The sequence below is a fragment of the Paenibacillus dendritiformis genome (genome assembly GCF_015845845.1).
Lineage (GTDB): Bacteria > Bacillota > Bacilli > Paenibacillales > Paenibacillaceae > Paenibacillus_B > Paenibacillus_B dendritiformis_C.
This window is the reverse complement of sequence record NZ_LDIG01000076.1, coordinates 101,456-125,002: the sequence shown is the minus strand read 5'-3', so window position 1 is coordinate 125,002 and position 23,547 is coordinate 101,456. Positions and strand designations below refer to the sequence as shown.

Annotated in this window: 21 protein-coding genes and 1 pseudogene; 5 read left to right on the top strand and 17 right to left on the bottom strand. The window is 57.6% G+C overall.

The window, feature by feature from the left end; translation table 11 throughout:
• Positions 1-35: 35 nt before the first annotated feature.
• Complete coding sequence (locus ABD76_RS05350; RefSeq protein ID WP_197254843.1) at positions 36-1,031, bottom strand: LLM class flavin-dependent oxidoreductase; 996 nt, start codon at positions 1,029-1,031, stop codon at positions 36-38.
• Between the two features lie 169 nt (positions 1,032-1,200).
• On the opposite strand from ABD76_RS05350, the gene ABD76_RS05345 reads away from it, so the two are divergent.
• Complete coding sequence (locus ABD76_RS05345; protein ID WP_197254906.1) at positions 1,201-2,145, top strand: D-2-hydroxyacid dehydrogenase; 945 nt, start codon at positions 1,201-1,203, stop codon at positions 2,143-2,145.
• A gap of 99 nt (positions 2,146-2,244) precedes the next feature.
• On the opposite strand, the gene ABD76_RS05340 is transcribed toward ABD76_RS05345, so the two are convergent.
• The 7 genes from ABD76_RS05340 to yyaC form a co-directional block, all read right to left on the bottom strand.
• The gene (locus ABD76_RS05340) at positions 2,245-3,264 is read right to left on the bottom strand and encodes a hypothetical protein (RefSeq protein WP_197254842.1); all 1,020 of its coding nucleotides are present in this window, start codon (positions 3,262-3,264) and stop codon (positions 2,245-2,247) included.
• 261 nt (positions 3,265-3,525) lie between these two features.
• On the bottom strand, positions 3,526-5,490 hold the full coding sequence (locus ABD76_RS05335; RefSeq protein WP_197254841.1) for an O-antigen ligase family protein: 1,965 nt from the start codon (positions 5,488-5,490) through the stop codon (positions 3,526-3,528).
• A 106-nt stretch (positions 5,491-5,596) separates the two neighbouring features.
• Entirely contained in the window at positions 5,597-6,994 is a 1,398-nt protein-coding gene (locus tag ABD76_RS05330) for a glycerol-3-phosphate responsive antiterminator (protein WP_242069379.1), read from the bottom strand.
• A 46-nt stretch (positions 6,995-7,040) separates the two neighbouring features.
• Positions 7,041-7,706, bottom strand: a complete 666-nt coding sequence (locus tag ABD76_RS05325; RefSeq protein WP_197254840.1) for a flagellar brake protein — start codon at positions 7,704-7,706, stop codon at positions 7,041-7,043.
• 362 nt (positions 7,707-8,068) lie between these two features.
• Positions 8,069-8,800 carry a DUF6483 family protein gene (locus tag ABD76_RS05320; RefSeq protein WP_197254839.1) on the bottom strand — a complete coding sequence of 244 codons (732 nt, stop codon included), beginning with the start codon at positions 8,798-8,800 and terminating at the stop codon, positions 8,069-8,071.
• 203 nt (positions 8,801-9,003) lie between these two features.
• Positions 9,004-9,792, bottom strand: coding sequence for an alpha/beta fold hydrolase (locus tag ABD76_RS05315; RefSeq protein WP_197254838.1), 789 nt, complete (start codon positions 9,790-9,792; stop codon positions 9,004-9,006).
• A 489-nt stretch (positions 9,793-10,281) separates the two neighbouring features.
• Positions 10,282-10,833, bottom strand: coding sequence for a spore protease YyaC (gene yyaC / locus ABD76_RS05310; protein WP_197254835.1), 552 nt, complete (start codon positions 10,831-10,833; stop codon positions 10,282-10,284).
• A 178-nt stretch (positions 10,834-11,011) separates the two neighbouring features.
• Here yyaC and ABD76_RS05305 point away from each other — a divergent pair, with 178 nt between their 5' ends.
• On the top strand, positions 11,012-11,236 hold the full coding sequence (locus ABD76_RS05305) for a DUF1128 domain-containing protein (protein WP_197254833.1): 225 nt from the start codon (positions 11,012-11,014) through the stop codon (positions 11,234-11,236).
• A gap of 59 nt (positions 11,237-11,295) precedes the next feature.
• On the opposite strand, the gene ABD76_RS05300 is transcribed toward ABD76_RS05305, so the two are convergent.
• Both ABD76_RS05300 and ABD76_RS05295 read right to left on the bottom strand, forming a co-directional pair.
• Positions 11,296-12,018 carry a copper homeostasis protein CutC gene (locus ABD76_RS05300; RefSeq protein WP_242069378.1) on the bottom strand — a complete coding sequence of 241 codons (723 nt, stop codon included), beginning with the start codon at positions 12,016-12,018 and terminating at the stop codon, positions 11,296-11,298.
• A 29-nt stretch (positions 12,019-12,047) separates the two neighbouring features.
• Positions 12,048-13,055 carry an asparaginase gene (locus ABD76_RS05295; RefSeq protein WP_197254831.1) on the bottom strand — a complete coding sequence of 336 codons (1,008 nt, stop codon included), beginning with the start codon at positions 13,053-13,055 and terminating at the stop codon, positions 12,048-12,050.
• A 200-nt stretch (positions 13,056-13,255) separates the two neighbouring features.
• On the opposite strand from ABD76_RS05295, the gene ABD76_RS05290 reads away from it, so the two are divergent.
• From ABD76_RS05290 to ABD76_RS05280, 3 genes are all read left to right on the top strand, one after another.
• Positions 13,256-13,966 (top strand): phosphatase PAP2 family protein, encoded by a 711-nt coding sequence (locus ABD76_RS05290; protein WP_197254828.1) that lies wholly within the window; start codon positions 13,256-13,258, stop codon positions 13,964-13,966.
• Positions 13,967-14,054: 88 nt separating this feature from the next.
• Positions 14,055-14,429 carry a YtxH domain-containing protein gene (locus tag ABD76_RS05285; protein ID WP_242069385.1) on the top strand — a complete coding sequence of 125 codons (375 nt, stop codon included), beginning with the start codon at positions 14,055-14,057 and terminating at the stop codon, positions 14,427-14,429.
• 14 nt (positions 14,430-14,443) lie between these two features.
• Complete coding sequence (locus ABD76_RS05280) at positions 14,444-14,851, top strand: hypothetical protein (RefSeq protein ID WP_197254824.1); 408 nt, start codon at positions 14,444-14,446, stop codon at positions 14,849-14,851.
• Positions 14,852-15,003: 152 nt separating this feature from the next.
• On the opposite strand, the gene ABD76_RS05275 is transcribed toward ABD76_RS05280, so the two are convergent.
• The 7 genes and pseudogenes from ABD76_RS05275 to ABD76_RS05245 form a co-directional block, all read right to left on the bottom strand.
• On the bottom strand, positions 15,004-15,774 hold the full coding sequence (locus ABD76_RS05275; protein WP_197254822.1) for a sigma-70 family RNA polymerase sigma factor: 771 nt from the start codon (positions 15,772-15,774) through the stop codon (positions 15,004-15,006).
• Positions 15,771-16,229: an anti-sigma B factor RsbW gene (gene rsbW / locus ABD76_RS05270; protein WP_197254820.1), complete on the bottom strand. Its 459-nt coding sequence runs from the start codon at positions 16,227-16,229 to the stop codon at positions 15,771-15,773. The genes ABD76_RS05275 and rsbW overlap by 4 nt, the downstream gene beginning before the upstream one ends.
• Before the next feature lie 29 nt (positions 16,230-16,258).
• Positions 16,259-16,579, bottom strand: coding sequence for an STAS domain-containing protein (locus tag ABD76_RS05265; protein ID WP_197254818.1), 321 nt, complete (start codon positions 16,577-16,579; stop codon positions 16,259-16,261).
• A 105-nt stretch (positions 16,580-16,684) separates the two neighbouring features.
• Positions 16,685-17,893, bottom strand: a pseudogene (locus ABD76_RS05260) (response regulator); the annotation flags it as partial.
• A gap of 11 nt (positions 17,894-17,904) precedes the next feature.
• Positions 17,905-18,771 carry a CheR family methyltransferase gene (locus tag ABD76_RS05255; protein ID WP_197254899.1) on the bottom strand — a complete coding sequence of 289 codons (867 nt, stop codon included), beginning with the start codon at positions 18,769-18,771 and terminating at the stop codon, positions 17,905-17,907.
• A 51-nt stretch (positions 18,772-18,822) separates the two neighbouring features.
• On the bottom strand, positions 18,823-22,236 hold the full coding sequence (locus tag ABD76_RS05250) for a response regulator (protein ID WP_197254816.1): 3,414 nt from the start codon (positions 22,234-22,236) through the stop codon (positions 18,823-18,825).
• An 18-nt stretch (positions 22,237-22,254) separates the two neighbouring features.
• On the bottom strand, positions 22,255-23,394 hold the full coding sequence (locus ABD76_RS05245; RefSeq protein WP_197254897.1) for a SpoIIE family protein phosphatase: 1,140 nt from the start codon (positions 23,392-23,394) through the stop codon (positions 22,255-22,257).
• Between the last annotated feature and the right edge of the window lie 153 nt (positions 23,395-23,547).

The following is a 23,547-nucleotide window of genomic DNA, read 5'->3' as shown; positions in this document are numbered from 1 at the left end:
CCGCCCGATGCGAACCGGCTTGTTCCCTATGCGCGTCAGAACATCTCCCCGATCAGTTCGTACGATCGGAGCCGCGCCGCGAAGTCATACGTCACCGTCATCGCGATCACCTCGTCAATGCCGTACCGCTTCGCAAATGCCTCCAAGTCCCGCTTCACCTTATGCGGTCCGCCGACAATCATCCGGCCGCGATTGTACCGGATGCGCTCGCGATCCCACTCCGTGTAGGGAAAGTCTGCCGCTTCCTCCGGAGAAACGAACGCCGCCCTCGAATCCCCCCGGTCGAGCAGCAGGAGCCGCAAATCGACGGAGGATGCCAGCCTCTCCGCCTCCTCGTCCGTATCGGCGCAGATGACGATGATGCAGGCGTTCGCTCGCGGCTTGTCGCCAAGCGGCCCGGGACGGAACGCATCATAATAAGCGCGGACGACCTCTTCTCCGCCTTCCCCGTTAATGAAGTGGGCGAACGAGAATGAAGCCCCCGTCTCCGCCGCCTTCCTTCCGCTGTAACCGCTCGAGCCGAGCAGCCATACTTCCGGCGGCTGCTCGGGGATCGGCGTCGCCTTCAGACCGTGGAGCGGATGCTCTGCAGGAAGGTCATGCTTCAGAAAGCCGCCCAGATCCGAAAGCGCCCTGTCGAAGGTGGTCTCATAATCGGCAGGCCGTCCATAGCGGAGGGCCCGCGTCGCGAGCGGCATTCCCCCCGGAGCGCGCCCGATGCCGAGATCAATCCGCCCGGGATAGAGCGATGCCAGCACGTGGAAATTTTCCGCCACCTTGTACGGACTGTAATGCGGAAGCAGCACGCCGCCGGAGCCGACCCGAATCCGCTTCGTCCGGGCCGCAATCGAGGCGATGAGCACTTCCGGCGAGGAACCGGCTAGCCCGGCCGCATCGTGGTGCTCCGATACCCAATACCGGCTGAAGCCGAGCCGATCAGCATGCGCGGCCAGCTCCAGCGTATGCCGGAATGCGTCGGTCGCATTCTCCCCTGGCAGGATAGGGGACTGATCAAGAATTCCGATGTTCATGTCGCGGGCCTCCTTGCTCGTATGGAGTAGAACTATGCATTTGCTATGATTTCCATAGCCGTTATAAGTTATATAGTAGCTTATTTCGGGTAAAAGAGGAAATCTGCCTCGAAGCGGGGAATCTTTTGTAGAAAAGACATGCGATAAAGGAGGACAAGCTGTGCGCAAAATGATATGTCTGCACGGAGTGACGCCTGAGCAGGAAGCCGGCATCCGGGACGCCGCGCCGGATTGGCATATCGTCTTCGGGCGTCCGAAGGATCTGGATCCGGCCGAATTCCGCGATGCCGAAGTGATCCTCGGCTGGTGCGATGCCGCCCAGGAGACAGGATTGGCGCCCGGAAGCAAGCTTCGTTGGATCCAATTATGGTCATCCGGAGCCGATTATATGCCGTTCGAGAAGCTGAAGCAGCGGGAGGTTATGCTGACCACCGCGAGCGGAGTCCATCCCGTCCCGATGGCCGAGACGGTGTTCGCCATGCTGCTCGCCTTCACGCGCGAGCTCCCGCGCGCGATTCGCAATCAGACGCACCGCCATTGGGATAAGGCAGGCCGCTTCACCGAGCTGAACGGCCGCACGATGGCCGTTATCGGATTCGGCAGCATCGGCGCCGAGATCGCCCGCCTGGCCCAAGCCTTCGGCATGCGCGTCATCGGCGTGCGCCGAACTGCTCGCCCGGCGGACCATGTCGATGCCGTCCATACGCTGGATAGTCTCGACGAAGCGCTAGCCGCCAGCGACATCATTGTCAACGTACTCCCGAAGACAGCGGAGACGGAAGGCTTGTTCGACGAAGCCCGCTTCGCCGCCATGAAGCGGGGCGCCTTCTTCGTGAACGTCGGCCGCGGCGCGTCGGTTCGCACCGACGCGCTCGTCCAGGCCCTGACGAAGGGCCATCTGGCCGGCGCGGGCCTCGATGTGTTCGAGACCGAACCGCTTCCGGAAGATCATCCCCTCTGGGCGATGGATAACGTGATCATCACGCCCCATACCGGGGGGAATACCGACCGTCTGAAGGAAAAAGTCACGGCGTTATTCCTCGAGAATCTGGCGGCCTACCTCGACACGGGCTCCCCCGCCCGCAATCTCGTCGATTACGACCGCCAATACTGACACGAAAAAACCGGAGGCGCCGCCCCCGGTTTTTTGGTGGGTATTTATCGGGAAGCCGCCAATTGTCTTTCAAGGGTCACTTCCATGCATGAATAGATATCAAACGCCGTCTCCCCCATGAGCCGCATTGTCCCCGGATTTAAGATACACCACGTTTTTATCGGCATCCAATGCCGCTCTCACCACGGTGCCTTTATTTTGGATGAAGAAGCAGTAATCTTTAAATAAACTGTCCCATTTCACTTCAGATTTGGAAATGTCGATATTGAATAATTTCTTGGCAATCGGAGCGACCTTTTCTTTGGCCTCTTTTTCCGTAATCACTTTATTTGTCGTGACTTGTTTGCGGGCATGATGATAAAAGTTGGTTGCCTTTCCGGTCTTTGCTTCTACATAAACCATAGCGTTGTCGTCCTCAAGGACCCATGAATTCCCTCTATCCCCGGTATATACGAGAGTTGCCTCCGTCACGTCGAATTCATGATCTAAAGCCGTCTTCACCGCTTCAGCCGCCGTTTTCAATAATTTCGAATCAAGTTCCTTCTTGTCAAATTTGATATTGATATCGATACGCTCTTTTTGCAGCCACCCAGAATCGCTACCCAGACTTACAGTAAAGTCTTTCCCTCTCAACTGATATGTGATATGCTCTGTAAGCTTTTCTTTTTTATCATCATAGCCCGCGAACATGACCACTTCTTTGTCAAATGCGTATGTCTTCTTTGAATACATCCCTTTCAATGTTTTCAGGATTTCATCTTTATCCTTTTTGCCGATTTTATCGATTGTCGTATTTCCGCTTACACTCCATATTCTTCCTGATTTATGTTCGAAGTAAGCTCGATAGTTTCCGTCTTCAGATTTGACTTCTACCACCGTTCTTGCTTCATTATCAAACTCGCCAACATCCTGCAGCTTTATCTCTTTTCCCGCGAATTGTTTTACCGCTTTTTGCAGCTTGGGAAGCAGCTTCTTGTCGATCGGAACCTGCTTACTGTCCGATTGCTGCTCTTGCTGTGTCTCCTGCGCTGCCTCCGCGCCTGCAGGAATCGGGCCTGTCAATGCGGCCAGCATGCCGGATGCGATCAAAGTTGCGGCGATAGCTTTTTTCAAGTTCATGATAATCCTCCCATGTCATTTCTGTGATATATGCTCACCCCTATAACTCTAACGAATAGATTGGAAAAAACCAACAAAACATTCTATTAAAAATAGTTAAGAAAACGTATATATCAATAAGGATATATTAAGAAATCAGGAAAGCGTATTTTCATGTTCCGAGTACACGGGAGAGCGGATCAAAGGGCTTTACCGGACATCTTTCGTCCCATGCCAAAAAAACGATCGGCCAATAATCCCCTCCTGCGCTGGCAGGCGGGATTATCTCCGGTCGCTGTTGAAGCCGAGCAGCGGCACGATGGCCATGTACGCGCGCTTGGCCTCCTCGGTCATCGCAAAATGCTTGTCATTGGCGGCATTCGGCATCGATGCGACGCGCTGTACCTCAGCTTCATACCGATGGTACAAGTCTTCGGCAGCCGCCGCCAATATTTCGGCCTTGTCGCGGTCGCCGGCAATCGCGGCGTGGCGGGCCTGGTCGGCCAGCCGCTCTATCGCTTCCGTTCGCAGGTCGCGGTCGAACGGGGCGCAGGCGATGGCCTCCCGCCAATAGCCGGCCTCCTCCGCCGCCCAGCCGAGGCCGCTGGTCGCCAAGGCAAGCTCGCGGTAGAGCGCAAAGCCGCTCCGTTCATAGCGGCGGCCTTCCGCGAGCAGGGCGACGGCCTCTTCCGGCGGCAAGGTCCGCGACACCGCGATGCGAAGCCCGGTGTCAGCTGGCGTCAGCTTCAGCGCCAGCATGCCGTCGGCGTCCGCAAGCGGCTGGGCTGCGGCGTGCACAGCCGCCAGCAAGCCAGCGGCGCCCAGCGGCAGCGCCAGCAGAAGCGACGCCGTGCGACCGATGCGCAGGAGCGGCCTTACATGGCCCGGCTTGCCTGCGCCTGCCGCAAGCGCCAGCATGGCCAGGAGCAGCAGCGCGAAGAAGCCGAAGGCCATGTCGAAGTCGACAGCGCTGTGCAGCAGGAGCACGGACGCGGCCATGGCCAGCCCCTGGTGTCGGCGCCAAGCGGCGTAGAGCGCCGCCGCGGCCAGCATGAGCGCGGGCGCCGTTCCGATGACGCCGACGTCGAGGAGCAAATCGAAGAAGCTGCTGTGGACTTCCTTGCCTACATAGGGCTCGCTCTGGATGCGCGCGAACTGCTGCCTCCAGGCCTCGCCGCCGGCGCCGAACCACGGATGCTCCCGCCACAATGTCAGCGCATCGCGGTAGAACTGCGTCCGCGCGCCTGCGGTCGCATAATGATCCGTTATCCGCTCGGATGCCCCCTGAGGCATCAGCAGCAGACCGAGGAATGCAGGTGCCGCCGCAATCAAAAACGAGCATACGAGTCCGAGCCGCCGGGAATGCCGGAGACGGTGAAGCAGCGCTTCTCCCCCCAATGATCCGGCCCAAGCCGCAGCCACGGCCAACGGAATCATAGCGCGATGATCGGCCCACAAGGAAGCGGCGCTCGCGGTCCCGGCGAATCCCCAGGCTGCCGAGCGGGCGGTTAACAAGATATAAGCACGCCGTTTTTTATGCAAAAATAACACCCAGGCAACCCATACTAACGCGACAACCAGCCACGAACCCCGGGACTCCGTCAGCATCAGGACGGCCATGTGGGGAAGAACAGGAAGCAGCGCCGCCATACGCGCCCGGAAGCCGGAGGCAGCCTGGACATGATAAAGCTGAAGGAGCAGAAAAGCGCCCGTTACCGCTCCGAGGGTGTTCGGATATTGCAGGAAGCCGCCCAAGCGGAATCCCCAAGCGGAAATTTCGGCGTTCTCGCTGATCATGACACCGGCTTCGTAAGGAAGCCATTCGCCCAGCATCAGGAGCGCGCTCAGGCTGTTGATGACGCCAACGACGAGGAGCGCGTGCAGTCCTTTTTTCCACGCCGAGTCAGAGCTGCGCCCGCAAAAAAACGCGGATATCGCCACCGTCCACCCGGTGTACATCGCATAGCGGATTATCTGCATGTGGGTGCCGTGGACGCTCGCCGGGTCGAGGAAGCGGACAATGCCATAAGCGATCAGGAGAACGAGCGGCAGCAGGATGGCTGCGGATAGAACGGGACGCTTCATCAGAAGAAGCGCGACAGCCGCCGCACACATCAGAACGGAGAGGGCAACCGTATCTCCGTTGTAGAACAGGCCGTTCAGCCACAGCGCGAGCAGCAGTATGCCTGCGGCGGCACCGGCAGCCGCCGCGGTCCATCCTCCGTTTCGTTCGCTCTTATCATTCATGCGTTCTTCTCCACCTATCACTCTATCTATCTTTATTATTATTTACATAATAGCAAAAGGCCAACCCTAAGGTTAGCCTGTATGAATCTGACGCGCTTTTCCGATGTTAAGATGGAAGCAGCGACAGAACAACTTTCGCATTGAAATAAGTGTTATTGTACTTCATTAACCATCGATGCGCATCCATAATATCCAGCCCGTTATTTTCATGGTCACGGTCGATTTGCTCCAACTGGCTCCGCACGACATCGATGCCGATAAGATGCACGACTCTGTCCAGAGCAACAGTGGAAGGGTCAACTAAATAAAGTCCGTAAGTGCCTGCCTGCAAGGCTGGAACGCTTTGGCTCTGCTCGTTGATCTCATCGATCGCAAATTCAAGCTCTCCGTCTGAATCCGCAGCCCGCGCTTTCCCCTCATCAACCAAGCCCTGCAGTTCTGTCCCGCCAGGCGTCGTGGTCTTGAGCGGAGCGAGCACGTATTTCCCTTGAGGGATCTGGGTAAAGCGGATCGTGTTGCGCGTCTCCGGGTAGGTTCCGGCAATGCCAACCTCCTCGGAGCGCCAAGCCTTGAACTTGAGGACGCCGGCAGCCTTCCCGTTCCGGCCGTCATCGGCCCGGATCGTCAACGCGAACTCCTGCTCGGTATTGGACGTAATGGTCAACATATCCTCATTAACCGATGCCGTCACTCCTTTTACCGGATCAATGGTGTAGATCAGTTTGTCATCATCTGCATCCGTAAAGACCTTCATCTCGTTCAGATTGAAGGTGTATTCTTCCCCTTGAATCAGGGTCATATCCGGCTGCGGCTGAAAGACGGGATCCCAGTTGGTTGAGACGTCGAAGAAGTAGGAAGCGGTGTAGCCGTTTAAATCGGTTGCCTTGATCGTAATTCTGGTATCGCCTGTATTACCTGTATAAATTAAAGTAAAATAGCTTCTACTTGGGCTTGAAAAGTCCGAGCCAAGACCAAAAACTCCGTTACTGTCATGAAGTTCAAAAGACCCGGCTTCCCATTTTATATTACCTGAAAATAAACTACTCAGATCTATTGTCTTCGTTTGATATAAGCTGCTGTTAATTAGTTTGAAATAACTGTCCTCTTCTTGATTAATTCGAACACGCGGCGCTATCCCGCCAGAATCGACCGTAACCGTGAACTTATGTACGAGCTCGGCATTTTGGGCGGTGGTCCATTTGTATTCGACGGTGGTCGTGCCGTAGGTTTTGCCTGTAATCGCATATTGGCCCAGAACCGGATCGACCGAGACTTCCGCCACTGACGGGTCGAGGTTGACGGTCTGGGTGTAGGTTGCTTCCGTGACGCTCAGCGGAGCCGGAACATAGGTCGGATCCGCCTTCAACTCCACATCGTAGGAATCGATCTGTTTCGACGGGAATACCGTTCCGGCTTCTGCAGTTCCGGGAAGAAGAAATAACATGACGCCGAATACAGCTAGTCCGCAGCAAGATAAGAAATACCGTAAGGATGATATTTTCAAATTGCTTCTCCTCTCTTCGAAAAGGATATAGTTGCCGACATGTTATCTATATATTCTGCTTCTTATCCACGTAAGCCGTGATCTGTTCGCGCAGGATAAAGGCGCGCAGGGAGCGGAGGGCAGCTTCGTCGAGGCCTTCCAGGCTGGCTCCATACATCATCCCTTCGGGATGGCGGGAGCGGTGCACAATCTCGAGGCGGCAGGGCAAGGTGAAGCCCAAATGAAGCTCCGCTTCGACCCGCATGCCTTCGCGCAGCGGCTCGCCCTCGGTCATCGTGAAGCCTACGCCGGTCAGGCTGATATCGACCAGGTGGATCGGGGTTCCGCTCTGAGCGGCGCTCCGGTTCTCCTGAGGCGAGGCTTCGGAATGGATGAAGCCATGCTTGCGGATGATGACCCGCGGCGACTCGCGCTTGTCCGAAAATCGCTGCTGCTGCTGAGGCGGATGGATGAGCAGCAGGGAGCCTTCGTTCCGGGCGATAATTTTGGTGAAAAAGTTGACGATGCCCATTCCGGAATAGATCGTAACTTTGACTTGCTCCCCTAATTCGAAGTGTTCGAATTGCGGCAATTCAATATCGATCAAATCGCCTTCCATATAAGATAACATACCCGTTGCCACGCAGCCACTGCCTTCGATCACAGTCCGGCAGTTCAACAAAGCTCCCGATAATAAACCCGGGCTGTCCATCGTGTATGCCTGATTCCCCATGTAAAAAACCTCCTCATGTCTCTCGTGCCAGGGTGTTATATCGGTCCGGATGCCGGCGGGGCGGCCCCGTTGGCAGCCTCGCCGGCATCCGGCAATTCCTGTATCCAGAGATTCAAAAATGTGCATAGTCCGAATTACCTACTATACTTTATCGACAGATCGGCCATAAATGTGAATAGCTTCTTATTCCGAAGGACCTAGGAACTAGGAGTCAGAACCAGACCATCGTGTGCGGAGATCGAAAAAAGAACCCTGCGGGCCGGCAAGGTTCTCGTTCTATTCCTGTCTTGTATGAGGTTATATGGAGACGGCTTGAATAGTCCGCCCACGGGAAAACCCGCAGCCCGGGCAAGGGGGGGGGTTCATTGAATCGCTTCCAGATCGGCGCGGCCGTCGGCCAGCTCTTCGCGGGGCAGGCCGCCCTGCTCCAGGGCTTCATCCGTGCATCCCGCGAGGCGTTCATAGAAGCGTATGCCCTGCCGCTTGCGCAGCTCCGCTTCCTCCGGTTGGCCCGCAGCCTGCCGCACCCAGCGGAACAACGCATCCTCGGCTTCGGCGTAGCGGCCTTCCCGTTCAAGCCAGGACCACAGGCGTGCAAGCAGCTCGTCCGGCATTCGGTAACCCTTCAGATCCCGCATCAGCACCTCCGTCGCCTCCATGACGGGAAGCAGCCGCCGGTCGCTGCCCTGCAGCATCGCCTCGAGCAGCAGATGCAGGCTTTTGAAGGAACGCCGCACGTACAGATCCTCAATGAAGGCATCATCCGGTCCCGATCGGGCAGCGTCACTGACAGGCATCTCATGGCGTTCCGCCAGCTCCTTCTCCCGCTCCAGCTTCGCCCGTTCATGGAGCAGGATCGCGAAGGCCTGAAGCTCGTCGGCATGCAGCCGCCCGTTGGTCCGGTACAAGTGAATCAGATCCTCTCCGGTCAGCCGATCGGACAGCTCGCCGTTGATGCGGAACCGCTCCCGCATCAGCTCGTCCCATTCGAACAGCAGCTCGGTCCGTTTTTTCCGCTGCCGCAGGTTCATCGCTTTGCCGATCAGGTCGGTCATCTCCTGCACCAGCCGCAGCAAATAATCTTTTCTATACATGACTCCACCTCCTAGCCGAAGACGATAAGGCGTTGCCTAACCTGTCGGATGAGCAGCGATAATCATGTGCGGGAAGTGATCGATCGTTTGATATCTGACTAATTTGCACAAAAATTACATCCAGTATAACGCACAAAGAGTGCTGTCCACAAGGGTGCAGCACTCCCGTTCTCACAAGGGCCGGTCTGTCATTGGGCCGCCTGTCATGCGTATGCTTTGTCCACGAAGGAACGAATCGCGGCCGCCAGCTTTTCCGGCGCCTCCATCATGCCCATATGTCCGACCCCTTCCAGGGTGACAGGCTCGATATGATCTCCCGCCGCGGTAAATACGTTCTCCGGCGCGACAATCCGATCCTTCTCCCCCGCCACGAGCAGCACCGGGAGCGCGGCAGCCTGCAGAACCGCGGTGCGGTCGGGCCGTTCGCGCATCGCGAGCACCGCGCCGATCGCGCCTTGAGGCGGCGTAGAATAGCCAATCTCCTTCGCCTTGTCGATAGCCTCCCCAGGGCCGCGATCCTCGGCGAACAGCTTCGGCACGAGATCGTCCACGACCGGAACGATGCCATGCCGCTGGAGCGCTTCTACGGTGGCAAGCCGCTTCTGCTTGCCCTCCTCCGTGTCCGGCTTCCCAGTCGAGTGGATCAGCCCGAACCCCTTCAAGCGGTGGGCATGCCGCTGCGCGAACGACAGCGTAATATATCCTCCCAACGAATGGCCCAACAGCACGAATCGGTCCAGTTCGAGCGCATCGGCCAAGTGCAGCACATCGTCCGCCATCTGTTCGATTGTATAGGGACCGACAGGCGCATCCGATTTGCCGTGGCCTCTCAGGTCCGGCGTAATGACGCGGCAGCTTCCCGCGAGCAGCGGCGCCAGATCCGCCCAGTACCGCGAGCTGCCGCAGAACCCGTGCAGCAGCACGACGGCCGGTCCCTGGCCTTGCTCCTCCATATGCATGCTGAATTGTGGTTGAACCGCGATCGTTGGCATAGCTATCTCCTCTTTTCTGTAAGCGCCGCGCATCGGATGCGCGCCGTTGTATATTAAGAATGCTTGTCACAAAGTGCAAAAAAAATTCAAAATTTCCTACAGATGGATTCTATGAAACGACTTTTCTACATAGATATAGAATAATATTACACGAAATGAATACCGCTGAATCAGCACCTTCTATGGCGCAGTATCTGCTCCAGTATTTGTTGTCCGGCCGCGAAAGGAGGTGATCATCATGGAAGGGTTCGAAATGTTCTTCGCCACGAGTGCGTTTGTGCTCGGCCTGGTTCAGCTCATCATCAAGCTGACGGACCGGCAGGATAAAAAATGATCCGTTCATGCCAGGAACGGATCAACATAGGGGTTAACGCGATCAGTGCCAAAGAGTCGGATGTCGGGTCCGGCTCTTTTATTCTGTATCCGAACCTGTCGAACGGGATGCCTCCCCAGGCCCACGACATCATTCATATGGGGAAAATAACGTTTTTATTCCTTATGATTATCTGGGAAAGATTGTAAAATGGCATCCGCCAGTTCATGCGCCATCTTCATCACGAAGCGGAGAGAAGTTGTCTGCAGGGTCCAGTAGGGCTTCGGCCCGTTCGTATTGACGACCGCGGCGATGCTGTAACGGCCTACCGCAGGGAGCGTCATGCCAACCGATTCCGCGGGAAGCAGCGGCTGATTGCCGACCAGATAATAGCCTACCGTCGAAGGATGGCCAAGGCAGGCGTCAATCGCAATCGTGATAAGATTATCCGGCAATCCGGCGAGCCTCGCCTCCAGATTGGACGAATCGCAAGGCTCGTCCAAGCAGCCGATCACATTCGTCCATCCGCTCTCCCGCAGCCTGGTTCCCACCAGCGGGCCAAGCGCGTCCCCCGTGGAACGGTCGGTTCCGATACAGATGAACATGATCGGCTCGGACGGATGCGCCGCGGCCACCGATTGCAAAAAACCGGACACTTGCGCTCCCGCCAACTTCTGCCGCCGCTCCGCGGACCGGGGATCCAGGGGCGGAAATAAATTGAGCTGCATCGGGTGCGTACTCCTTTTCATCTTCATGATGCCTTATTGTACTTCACATTTCGGGCCATGCCAAGCCTGTGCCGCAGCGCCGGCCGGCGCGGAGCGAATCGCGGAAGTTCGTTCAGTTTGCGCCGCATTCGTGATACAATACGAGCAGGTTGCTCACAACCGTTCGAGGAGGAATAGCATGATTACCAATGAAAAAACGCAGCAGAACGTGGAATTGATGATTGAGGCGATCAAGGGGCGCCTGAAGATGGCGACGGCCGCCGCGATGCAGCCCTCCGCCTTCTCCGTGGAGCAGTATGACGATATTAAGGAAGTATACGATATCGTCATGAGCAAGTCGTCGTACAGCATCAGCGAAATGGAAGCGCTCGTCTCCGAGCTCGGCCGTCTGCGCCGGGGCTGAGTCCCGGCCCTTGACCGGGGCGGCGGAGCCGGCAGCCGGGCAAGAGCGGAATAAGGTGTCTATACCGTGCGAAGCAGCGCGGCGAGACTCGACAGCCGCTCGGGATCGATCGGTGACAGCGCACGCGTTCCCTGCCTTACGTTCGATCCGAAATGAACATGGCGGACGCCCGTCTCCTGAATGAACCCGCCAACCGACTCCACCGTAAGCCCGCTGCCCGCCAGAATCGCCAGCGAGGAGCCCTCGGCGCGCCGGACCATCTCGGCGATCACGCCGGCCGCCTGCAGGGCGCTCGGCTGTCCGCCCGAGGTCAACACGCTTGTAATCTGAGGATACCCGAGCAGCACGTCAAGCGCTTCATAGATGTCCCTTGTCTCGTCCACGGCCCGATGGAACGTCATCGGCAGGCCGTCTGCGGCCTCCAGAACGCGCTCCAGGGCCGCCTTGTCTATCGTTCCTTCCGGCGTCAACGCCCCGAATACGATCGCGTTCGCTCCGGTGGAGCGGATAAGCCGGACATCGGCCACAATCGTACGCATATCATCCGCATCATAAATAAAAGAACGGCTGTGCGGCCGAATCATGACGTTGACCGGAATGTCTGCCGCCTCCACCGCCTCCTGCACCAATCCAAGGCTCGGCGTCAGCCCGCCTTCGGTAATGGCGGTAATCAGCTCAATGCGATCCGCCCCGTTCCGGGCCGCCGTCACCACCTCTTCCCGTGTCGTCCCTATCACTTCCAGCAGCACTTGCTTCATCTCCATCACCCTGCCTCTCTCCATGTTGCGTCCCCGCCTTCGGTTGCAGCCGCTTACGTTCCCGGCTGCAGCACGAAGACGGCCCGTTGTTCCCCGACCTGCCGGCCGTTGTCATTGAGAATCACCGCCGGTATCCGGCTGCGAAGACGATCAATCGTCTCCCGGCGCTCGTACCCGATCTGCTCCAGAATGGAGGCGGCCACCAGCGCCCACTCTTCATCCGATCCGTCCGCGATCTTGAAGGCGAAGCCGAGCCGCTCCTTGGTCAGCGCGAAGGCGAAAATGCCTTTGAACCCGCCCTTGGCGATGATGTTGTCATCCTCCATCAGCAGCGTATCGACCCGATCCGTGCCCCCGACCAGGAATGGGTAGCGCTGCATCGCGCGGCGAACGCGCGCCGCGGCTTCCCTCGTGGCGGCGTCCCCGATCAGGTCGGGACAGGCCAGCTTAAGGTAGGCGGTCGCCAAACCGGTCAGCGGAATGCCGTATACCGGAAATCCGCACCCGTCCGTCCCTTGAATCATCGCCGCCTCCGGCACTTCCGACATGTAGCTGATCATGTCTCTCATCTGGCGCTGGGCCGGATGCGCCGGATCGGCATACGACCCCATATCCATGCCGGCCATCTTGCTCCAGGCGAGCACGCCGAAATGCTTGCCGGCGCAATTATGGTACATGCGCCTCCGGTCTCCGCCCTGGCGAAGCAGCGCTTCCCTCGACTCCTCATGAAGCGGCAGGGAAGGGCTGCAGATCAATGCCTCGTCGTGAAGCCCGCAATGCTCCATCACATGCTCCAACGTATCGATATGCGCCGCCTCTCCCCGGTGCGAGGCGGTCATCAGGGCCAGATCCCGGTCCTCAAGCCGGAAATGCTCCAGCATGCCGCTTCGCACGACCGGAATCGCCTGCAGCGGCTTGGCCGCCGAACGCAGAAACATCGGCCGGTCCGTATCTCCTACAGCATAACGGATGCGGCCATGTTCGTCCACGCCGCAGATCGCGCCCCGATGCTCGCATTCCAGCCAGCCGTTGCGCGTTTCTTCGATCAGTCGTTCATTCATCTTCGGTCTTCCTTTCCTCGTAGCCACTTCCTAAATTATATCCCTTTCCCAAGCCGCTGCCTATCGGTCTATTTGCATTCGATAGAAGCTTTGTGATATTCATATAATTGGGCTCTTTCCTGTACTCGGTCTATTTATATTCACAGAGCCTCAGGCGAGAGCATGTGCTCGCCCGCCTGTGTGCCGCGTTAGGAGAAATCATGACAGCCATTAATCAACCATCGCAGTCAAGCAACAAATCGGCTGCTCCCTCCCCGAAAGAAACGGCGATGTTCACATTAAGCCTATTATGGGGCGGCCTAGCCGTTCTGATTCTGATCATGCTGCTTTTTATGCTCATTCGGGGAGTCCTTGCGGACAGCTTTCAGCAATTTGACGCCGCCGTCACGGAGACGGTGCGCCTTGCGGCATCGCCGGCACTGACCAAGGCCGTAGCCTTGTTCACCGATCTTGCTTCCAGCCACGGCATCATTCCCATCTCGCTCCTGTGCGCGGGAATAAGCGCCTGGGGATTCAAGCGGCGTTGGGACGCGCTCGGCTTGCTGGCCGCGCTTGGCGGAAGCTATACGCTGAACCTGGTCATCAAAAACCTGATCCAGCGGACCAGACCGTCCTGGGAGCACTGGGTGGTCGAATCCGGGTACAGCTTCCCGAGCGGCCATTCCATGGCTGCGATCGCGTTCTATGGCATGCTTGGCTATCTTCTCTGGCTGCATCGCAAGGAACGGGGGCGGCCAGCCGCCTATATTCTCATCCTGACCGGGCTGCTCGTCCTGGCTATCGGCTTGAGCCGGATCTATCTGGGCGTCCATTATGCTACGGATGTAATCGCCGGCTTCTGCGCAGGAGGCGTCTGGCTCATCGCCTGCATCTACGCGCTGCAATGGATCCGCTGCAAACGCCGGGCATGACACGGGCTCAAATTTCGGCGCCGCTTGTTTCAAAAGCGGTAAATCGGTGTAAACGTATGGTAGATAGCAACGAATGACGCACAAGGAGATGATTTTGGTGAGTGAAAATAATAACAATTCCAACGCATTTTTGAAAGGCGCCATCGTTGGCGGCATTGTCGGAGCGGCGGCAGCCCTGCTGCTGGCACCGAAATCGGGCCGCGAACTCCGTTCCGATCTGTGCGACACGGCGCAAAAGGTGGGCGAGAAGACGAAGGATATCGCCTGCGATCTCGGCTCGAAGACCGCCGATGCGGTCAAGTCGGTCGGCAGCAAGGCCGAAGCGGTCGTCAACAGCATGAAGGATGCGTCCCAGCAGGTAGCGGCCAGCGTGAAGGACGCTGCCTCGGAAGCGACAACGCAGTTGAAGGAAGCTTCCGCCGATGTGGCGGATGAAGTGGCAAGTCAACTGAACTCGAACTGACGGGAGGAATGGGAATGACGCCGATACCTCCGGTCTCCGCTCAGGCCGAAGCCGTGCGCAAATTATTTTTGCGGCACGGCTTCACCGGCATTCAGTGCAGCGAGCAGGAAGTGTTCGTGCTTGGGCTGGTGAATGAGGCGCTGGACACAGAGCGGGCAAGCCATATGTTCACCGTCCCGGCCGTCAAGCTGGCGAACGGCGCGTTGCAGATCGAAGCCCGCTTGGCCGGCTTCGCGAGCAATGCGCCTGTGCCGGAAGCGATCCAGGCCAGGGCGTGGACCATCCTGTCGAAGCTGTGCGCCCAGCTTGAGCGCAAGCTAAGCGTGCCTGGAATGGAGCCTCCCGCTTCCGGCGCGGACGTGCTCCAAGCCCTCGCTCCAGGCGAAGCGGAACTGAGACAGGCCCAAGCCATGACGGATTGAGTGTGACGGGCCTGTTTCAGTCATCGGGAAGAGCAACCGCCGAAGCACGCCTCCAGGGCGTGCTGCCTTGCGTCTGCTTCATGAGGCGCAAGGCAGCAAACATAGACGCAATGAAGATGCTTGCCCCGCTCGGGTAAGCATCTTCATTGCGTCTATGCGTCATAACGGGAGGATAGGATATGCCGGAGCTTGTCCGTGGCTCTGCGCTGAATCCGCGAGACGCTCATCTGGGATACCCCGAGCCGTTCGGCGGCCGCGCGCTGGGACAGCCCTTCCTCGAAGACCAGAGCAAGCACCTGCCGCTCTTCCGCTTTAAGCGCTGCCATCGCATCGCTCAGATCCATCCGGCGCTCGACGGCTTCGTAATCGTCGCTGTCCGAGCTGATCAGCTCCCCCAGCGTCGCCGCGCTCTCTTCCTGCGACAATGGCGTGTCCAGCGACACATAGTGATAGCATTCCCGGCCCGCCAATACTTCGACGGTCTCCTCAACCGATAATTCCAGCCGCTCCGCAATCTCCTCCACGTTCGGCGAACGTTCCAGCTGAACGGTCAATTCGTCGATCGTCTGCTGAATGAGAGCGCCCTTCTCCTTGATACGGCGCGGCACTTGAATATACCATGACTTGTCCCGGAGGAAATTTTTCATATGACCGATCATGCTCTTCATCGCATAAGCTTCGAAGGGCACGCCCAAGGAGCTGTCAAACTGCTGCAGCAGACGAATCAATGCCATATTGCCGACCTGCATCAGGTCTTCGTACAAATCGGGGCGATTGCGCGAAATTTTGCCGGCGGCCATCTTGACCATGGGCTCGTACTTTTGGATGAGGATCGTGGCGATATCGTTGTCCTGCGTCTTCTGATAAGCGCTGATAAGCTGAACCGCATCTTCGGCGGTTCCATGCCGGGAGGCCGCGCTCATAACAGTTCTCCACTCTTCAAAAGTCGCTTGCGCATTTTGACAACGGTGCCTCGTCCCTCCGTGCTCATCACTTCCACATCATCCATCAGCGCCTGCATCAGGTAGAACCCGAGCCCCCCGGCCTCTACCTCGTCCAGGCTCTTGTCATGCAACCCGCGCAAGCCGCTCGTCTTGCTGTCCGCATCGAAGCTGCCGCCCTCGTCCTTGACCATGATCCCAATCTCGTCAGGCCCCTCCTCGAAAATGATCTCGACCATCCCCTGCGTCGTTCGGTAAGCATATAATACCGCGTTGTTGCAGGCCTCGGAGATGGCGACCTTCATATCCTCGATGTCCTCGTAAGAGAAGCCGATGCGGCTTGCAATGCCGTACAGCGTCAGACGGGCCAGATCGACATAAGCCGCTTGCGCAGGCAGAATTAATTTGATTTGCTTCCGATCTCTGTCATTTGCCATAAGTCATTCCCTTTCATATTTCCATAAATTTATGCATTCGGTGTCAAAAACTTGGAGATCCCGGTCATATCGAACAGCTTCTGAATCTGCTGCGGCACGTGAACGATACGGAACTGCGCTTGCTGCTCCTTCCGAAGCTTCAGCACGGAGATGAGAATTCCGATTCCGGTGCTGTCGATATAGGTGAGCTTCTCCAAATCGAGCGTCAAATCCAGTGCCGGGTCATTGACTATCGACTCCAGCAGGCTGCGGAACTCCCCCGCGGCCGCCAGGTCCAGATCCCCTTGCAAGTGCGCTGTCACTTGATGTTGATCTTGCTGGGTCGTTACTTTGAATTTATTGCCGTTCATAGCTTCCTCTCCTAACTCACGACTTCTAGGTTCTAACCTAATGCCCTCACTGTAACCTAAATAACCGAAATGCGCGGGCCCGAAACATCGAAACGAATCCTATTGCTCCTCGCATGTCCCCAGCCATACATGGAAGACGAACAACGCCCCTTCTTCTACCGGAACGGCGCGGATATCTCCCTTCATCATGTGGACGAGCGATTTGCAGATCGCCAGTCCGAGACCGCTCCCGCCATACTTGCGGTTCATCGAGGAATCCAACTGGGAGAACGGCTGGAACAGCCCGTCCATTTTACTCTCGGGAATGCCGACGCCCGAATCCTTCACTTCAAATTGGACCTTCACCCGTTCCCGGTCCTCCTCTTTCTGCCGCTCCGGCAGAAGGGAGATGCGGATCTCAACCTCGCCGCTGTCCGTGAATTTGACGGCGTTCCCGACCAGGTTGACGAGAATTTGCCGCAGCCGGAACATGTCGCCGTAGAGACAATTCGGCACCTCGGGCGCAATCGTGTATGCCAGCTTCAGATCCCGCTTGCTCGCTTCCGGCATGAACAGCTCATACACTTCCGTGACGAGCGATTTGCAATCGAACGGGAATTCGTCCAGCTCCAGCTTGCCCGACTCCATCTTCGTGAAGTCGAGGATGTTGTTGATCGTCCGAATGAGCGCATCCGCGCTCTTCCGGATCATCTCGGCATAATTCCCCTGCTCGGGAGTGAGCTCGGTATCCATCAGCAGATCGACCATCCCGAGCACTCCGTTCATCGGAGTGCGGATCTCATGGCTCATCATGGCGAGGAACTGCGTGCGGGCCAGAGCGGCGCGTTCAGCGGCTTCCTTGGCAGCAGCCAGCTCGCGGTTCATCCGCTCCAGTTCCTGCGTCTTCTGGTGAAGGAGCATCTTCTGCGATTGGAGCCGCTTCTGCGCCAGGAACATGCCGACGAAACTGTGAATTTTGGATTTGAGAATATGGGGGACGAACGGCTTGATCATGTAATCCACCCCGCCGGCCGAATAGCCGGCAAAGAGATGCTCGGTCTCTTTGTAATTGGCGGATACGAAAATGATCGGGATGTTTTTCGTCTTTTCCCGCGCTTTAATCCACTTGGCGGTCTCGATGCCGTCCATGCCGGGCATTTGAACGTCGAGGACGATGACCGCGAATTCGCTCTTCATCAGATGGCGCAAGGCTTCCTCGCCCGACGTGGCTTTGACGAGCCGGTAGCTTTCTTCGGACAGGACCGCCTCCAGCGCCAGCAAATTTTCAGGTCTGTCATCAACCAGCAGTATATTTATCGGTTCCAAGGCAGTCATCCGTATACCTCCTACCGTATTTTGCGATAAATCTTCTCGTTCCGGTCCATCTCCTCATAGCGCGCTTCATGCACCGTAAAATGCAGCGATTCCTTGGCGCCGACAATGAGCACGCCCAGCGGGGCGAGACTCTCGTAGAACAGCTCATGCACCCGATTGCGCAGCGGTTCGTTGAAATAGATCATCACATTGCGGCAGAGAATGACATTGAACTCGTTGAAGGAATGGTCCGTCGCCAGATTATGCTCCGCAAAAATAATGTTTTTTCGCAAATAGGGATGAATGACGACCCCTTCTCCGGAAGCCGTGTAATATTCGGAGAAGGAACGGGTGCCGCCCGCTTCCATATAGTTTTTGGTGTACAATTTCATTTTGTCCAAGGGGCAGGTGCCTTCCTTGGCTATGCGCAGCGAACGCGAATTCATATCGGTCGCATACAGTCTCGTCTTCTCGTACAGCCCTTCCTCGTGAAGAAGAATAGCCATCGAGTAGACCTCCTCCCCCGTCGAGCAGCCGGCATGCCAGATGCGGATGTACGGATAGGTTCGGAGCAGAGGGACGACGGTGCGGCGGAACGCGCCGAACATCTGGGGATCGCGGAACATCTCCGTCACCGGAATGGACAGGCTGTGCACGAGCCGCTGCAGGCTGTCCCGGTTATGAAGCACGCGGCTTTGCAATTCGGAGATCGTCTCCACCTGCTCGGCATATACTTGATGCCAGATCCGCCGCTGGAGAGAAGGAAAGGCATAGTCCCGAAAATCGTAACCATAGACCCGATAAATTCCTTCCAGGAGCAGCTCGATTTCTACTCTCTCCCGATCCGAATCATGCGGACGACGTTCCTCGCGGTTCCGCCCGGTTTCTCTGCCTGTCATCTCCATCCCATACTCCTTCATGTCTGTGTCATCTTGACAAAGAATTCCCGTCTACTTGTACAGCCAGACCCGCATCAGCGACAGCAGTTGATCCGTCTGGAACGGCTTGCTCACATAGTCGGAGGCCCCGGCTTCAATGCATTTATTGCGATCTTCCTTCATCGCCTTGGCGGTGAGGGCAATGATCGGGAGCTTCTCGAACGCAGGCATCTCCCGAATGAGGCGCATCGCCTCATAGCCGTCCATTTCCGGCATCATCATGTCCATCAGGACCAGGTCGAAATGCTCGGGATCCGCGGTCAACGCTTCGATGGCTTCTTTGCCGTTCTCCGCGTAGATGATGTCCATATCGTACTGCTCCAGCACGCTGGACAGGGCGAACACGTTGCGCACATCGTCATCGACGAGCAGGATGCGCTTGCCTGCCAGCAGCTGATCGTTCGATGCTTGCCCGCTCGCGCGCGCCCCCGTTTCCTCTTCCCCCGACCGGTTGAGCAGCAGCATCGTCTCCTGCAGAAGCCGCTCCGGCGACTTCACATCCTTGATGATGATGCTCCGCGCGCGCTTCTTCAGCTCCAGTTCTTCCTTCTTGTTGAGCAGCTTGCCCGTATAGACAATGACCGGAACCTTGCTCCACTCCTCATGAGCGCTCATACGGTCCAGGATCTCGAATCCGTTCATGTCAGGGAGAAGCAAATCCAGCACCAGTGCGTCGTACTTCGTGTCCGCCAGCGACTTCAGCGCCTCCGTACCGGTCGAGACGGCATGCACTTCGACATCGGCGCCCTCGATGAGCGCGATCAGCGACTGCCGCTGCGGACCGTCGTCCTCCACAATGAGCAGCTTCTTCCGTTCCATCGGCCATACCCGCTCCCGCTTCTGCTCCTCGGCTGCGGCAACCTCATGCCTCACCGCGTGGTCCCACTCCCGGTGCGACGTCTTCCACGTGGGATCGGACGAAGCCGCCGAAGCCGCCGACTCATCGTCCCGCCTCTCTTCCGGATGCGCTTCGGATGACCCTGCCGCTGCGGATGGCCCCGCCGCCGCAGACGCCGCCGCCTTGCCGTTCCAATGCTCGATGAGGCGGACGCTGCTCTCCGCCGCTTCCGGCTGACTGGCCGCTTGAACCGGCAAATAGAAGGTAAAGGTGCTGCCCTCATTCTCTTTGCTCTCCACCGCAAGCGCCCCGCCGAGCAGACGGGCCAGCTCCCGGCTGATGGACAGCCCCAGTCCGGCTCCGCCGTACTTCCGGCTGGTCGTGCCGTCCAACTGCTGGAACGCTTCAAAGATCAAATCCTGTTTCTCCTTCGGAATTCCGATTCCGGTATCGGTCACCCGCATCGCAAAGAAAGGCAGCCCCTCCTTGCGGATATGTGCCGGTATCTCCTCCTCCGCCGCCATGCCGATATGGAAGGCGACGCTTCCGCGGTTCGTGAATTTGACCGCATTGGACATCAGGTTGCGGATGATCTGCAAGACCCGGTGCCCGTCGGTCACCAGGCTGTCCGGCACGTTCTCGTCCATATGGACATCAAGCCGGAGGCCTTTTTGCGATGCGATCTCGGAGAAGCTGTCCCGGATATAAGCGGTCAGCTCCGACAAATGAACCTTTTCATAGTTCAACTGCATTTTGCCCGCGTCGACTTTGGACAAGTCCAAGATCTCGTCAATCATTTTCAACAGATCCGATCCGGACATATGAATCGTGCGCGCATACTCGATCTGCTTCTGCTGCAGATTGCCCTCCTTGTTCTCGGAGAGCAGCTGGGACAGAACGAGGAGGCTGTTGAGCGGCGTCCGCAATTCATGCGACATGTTCGCCAGGAATTCCGATTTGTACTTGGAAGCGAGCGCAAGCTGAAGCGCCTGGCGCTCCAGCTCCTTGCGGGCGCTCTCCAGCTCCTCGTTCTTCTCCTGGGTGGCCAGCATCTGCTCTTCCAGCGCGCGCGTCTTCGCGATCAGCTCCGTATTGTAATGCTCCAACTCCTCCTGCTGGCGCTGCAGCATCTCCTCCGATCGCTTCAGCGCCTCGGTCTGGGCTTCCAGATGCTCGTTCGAGCGCCGCATCTCTTCTTGCTGCGTCATCAGCTCCTCGGATTGGCACTGTAGCTCCTCCGTCAGCGCCTGCGATTCGCGCAGCAATTCCTCGACTCTGAGCCGTCCGGAAATCGTGTGGATGATGACGCCGAGCTTGTCCGCCAGCTGATCCAGAAGCTGCTGCTCCTTCCTCGTCAGCGGCGACAAGGAAGCCAGCTCCAGCACGGCGATAACCGTAGATTCGAAGATGATGGGATAGACAATGAGCTCTACCGGATCCGTATCGCATATCCCGCTCTGGATGCGCAGCGAACTGTTTTTCAAATCATGAATATAGATCGGCTTCTCGTCCTGCGCGCACTGTCCGACCAAGCCTTCGCCGACGCGGAAGCCCGTCACGGCCTGAAGGCTGCCGGCGGCCGCATAAGCGCCGCACAGATGAAGCCAATCCGGGTTCTTCAGGTCATCCCGGATATAGAGCGCCCCGTACTGCGCCCCGAGCGTCGGGACGAACTCGCTCACGAACGTCTCCCCGACCTGGTTCAAGGTCGTCGCGCCGTTCAACAGCTCCGTCACGCGGGCGATGTTGGCGTCCATCCAGGCTTGCTCCTCCTGCGCCAGCCGGAACTGCTCCTCGCTCCGCTTCCGTCTCTCGATATCCTCGGCCATCTGCTTGAAGACATGGATGACTTCCCCGATCTCGTCATTCGTATCCGGTTCCAGCTTCTGAATGACGCGCATCCGTCCGCGGGCCAGACTCCGAATCATGACCGACATCGTATTCAGATTGCGCGTGACGCTGGGAATGACCCACAGCATGACCGCCGCGGTCACGATAATGCCGAGCAGCATAATGACCGCCGTCCAGGTAAGGGCGGCTTCATACGTATCGGTCGCGGCCGTCACTTGATCTTCCATCATCGCTTCATGGTAGCGGGCCAGATCGCCCAGGCTGTCCAGCAAATCGTTCTGATAATCAAGCCCGTATTCATTGCGGAGCTGGTTCGCTTGCTCATACTCATTCTTCATGCTCAGCCGAATCGCATCGGTCACGAATTGGTCGTAGCTGCCCCAATCGTCAAGCGCCGCCTCGACCAGCTGCTTCTCCTCGGCCTTGGCCGCTTTGCGGGTCAGCTCTTCCAGGGAACGGTTGACCCGCTCCTTGAAGCCGTCGACCTTATCCAGCACTTCTCTGCCGCTCTGATCAGCTTTGTCCGGATTGAGCAGCTCGGTTACCAGATCGCGGGCGATCGCATTGGCATCGTCCCGCGTCGTCAGCGCAAGTTCAACCTTCTGGAAGCTGTCCCGGTAGAAATGATCCAGATCCTGCTTCAGGCCCCCCATCCGGGCAAATGAATACCAGCCCAGCGAGAGAATGATGATCATGAACATGACATAGCCGATGATGAGCTTCGTTCGCAGCTTCAACGCCTGCTCCCCCTCTGTCTAATGAATGTCGACCCATACGAGGCATTTGTCGTCCTCGCTCTCTTCTCCCGGCGGATGAAGCAGCTCCTCCCAGGCTGTGCTCTTCAAGGAAGATTCCTGCTTCAACAGCGCTCCTATCCGCTCCATGGCGCTCTCCACGGTTGCGCCTGCCGTTTCCAGCAGCCCGTCGGTATACAGCGCGATTCGCGCCCGCGAGTCGAATCTCAGCGCATGGGTATCCACTTCCAGCTCGGCGAACATGCCGACAGGATAGCCTGTCGACTCCAGCGTCACCATCCGGCCGTCCTCCATCATGACGATCCCCGGCGGGTGGCCCGCATTGGCATATTGAATCGTGCGCTCATTCGTGTCCACGACGACATAGAGCGCCGTCATATAATACAGCATCAGATTCCCGTTCATATGAAGCTGGTGGAACTTCGTGTTCAACCGCTTCAGCACCATGTCCGGCTGCTCGGTCTGCACCACCGCGTCCCTCAGGACCGAGGCGATGAACATGCACAGCAGCGCGGAGGAGACGCCATGTCCCATCATGTCGATAATCATGATGCCGTACCGGCCTTCCCCCAGCTTGAACCAGGCGTACAGGTCTCCGGCCAGCTCCTCGGACGGCTGGTAGAGCGCGTCTATCGTAATCCGCTCGTCGGAGAGCGGCTCCGTGAGCACCGACGTCTGCACCCGGGCGGCGAGCCGCAGCTCCTCCCGGATATGGCGGTCGCGTTCCTTATGCCAGTCCTTCTCCTGCTTCAAGCGAAGGGCCAGCCGGATGCGGGCGAGCAGCTCGATGCGGTTAATCGGCTTCGTCACATAGTCCGCCGCTCCCGCGTCCAGCGCCTCGGCCAGCATATGCGAATCCCCGATCGCGGTCACGATAATAATCGGAATATCCCGCAGCTCCGAATACTGCTGAATGGTCCGGCACGCCTCCAGCCCGTCAATCTCGGGCATCATCATATCCAGCAAAATAAGATCAATATCCGGCACATAGAGCGGACCTACCGGTCCTTCCAGGCCCAGCACTTCGTACATTTCCCGCGCCGAAGAGGCGGACTGCACCCCCGTATAGCCCGCCTTGCGAAGGATCTCCCGAATCAGCATGACATTGGTCGGATTATCGTCGACAACAAGTACGTTCAACATCCTTCTCCTCCCCTCAATCGACAGCATTCCACTGCCCGAACGCTTACAATCTCTACCTTCCAATATAACGGAAACGCAGCTGCTTTCGCACCCCTTTTTATGGCATAGGATCCAACGGCATTCCCGTTCAGATCGGAAAAGCCGGCTAAC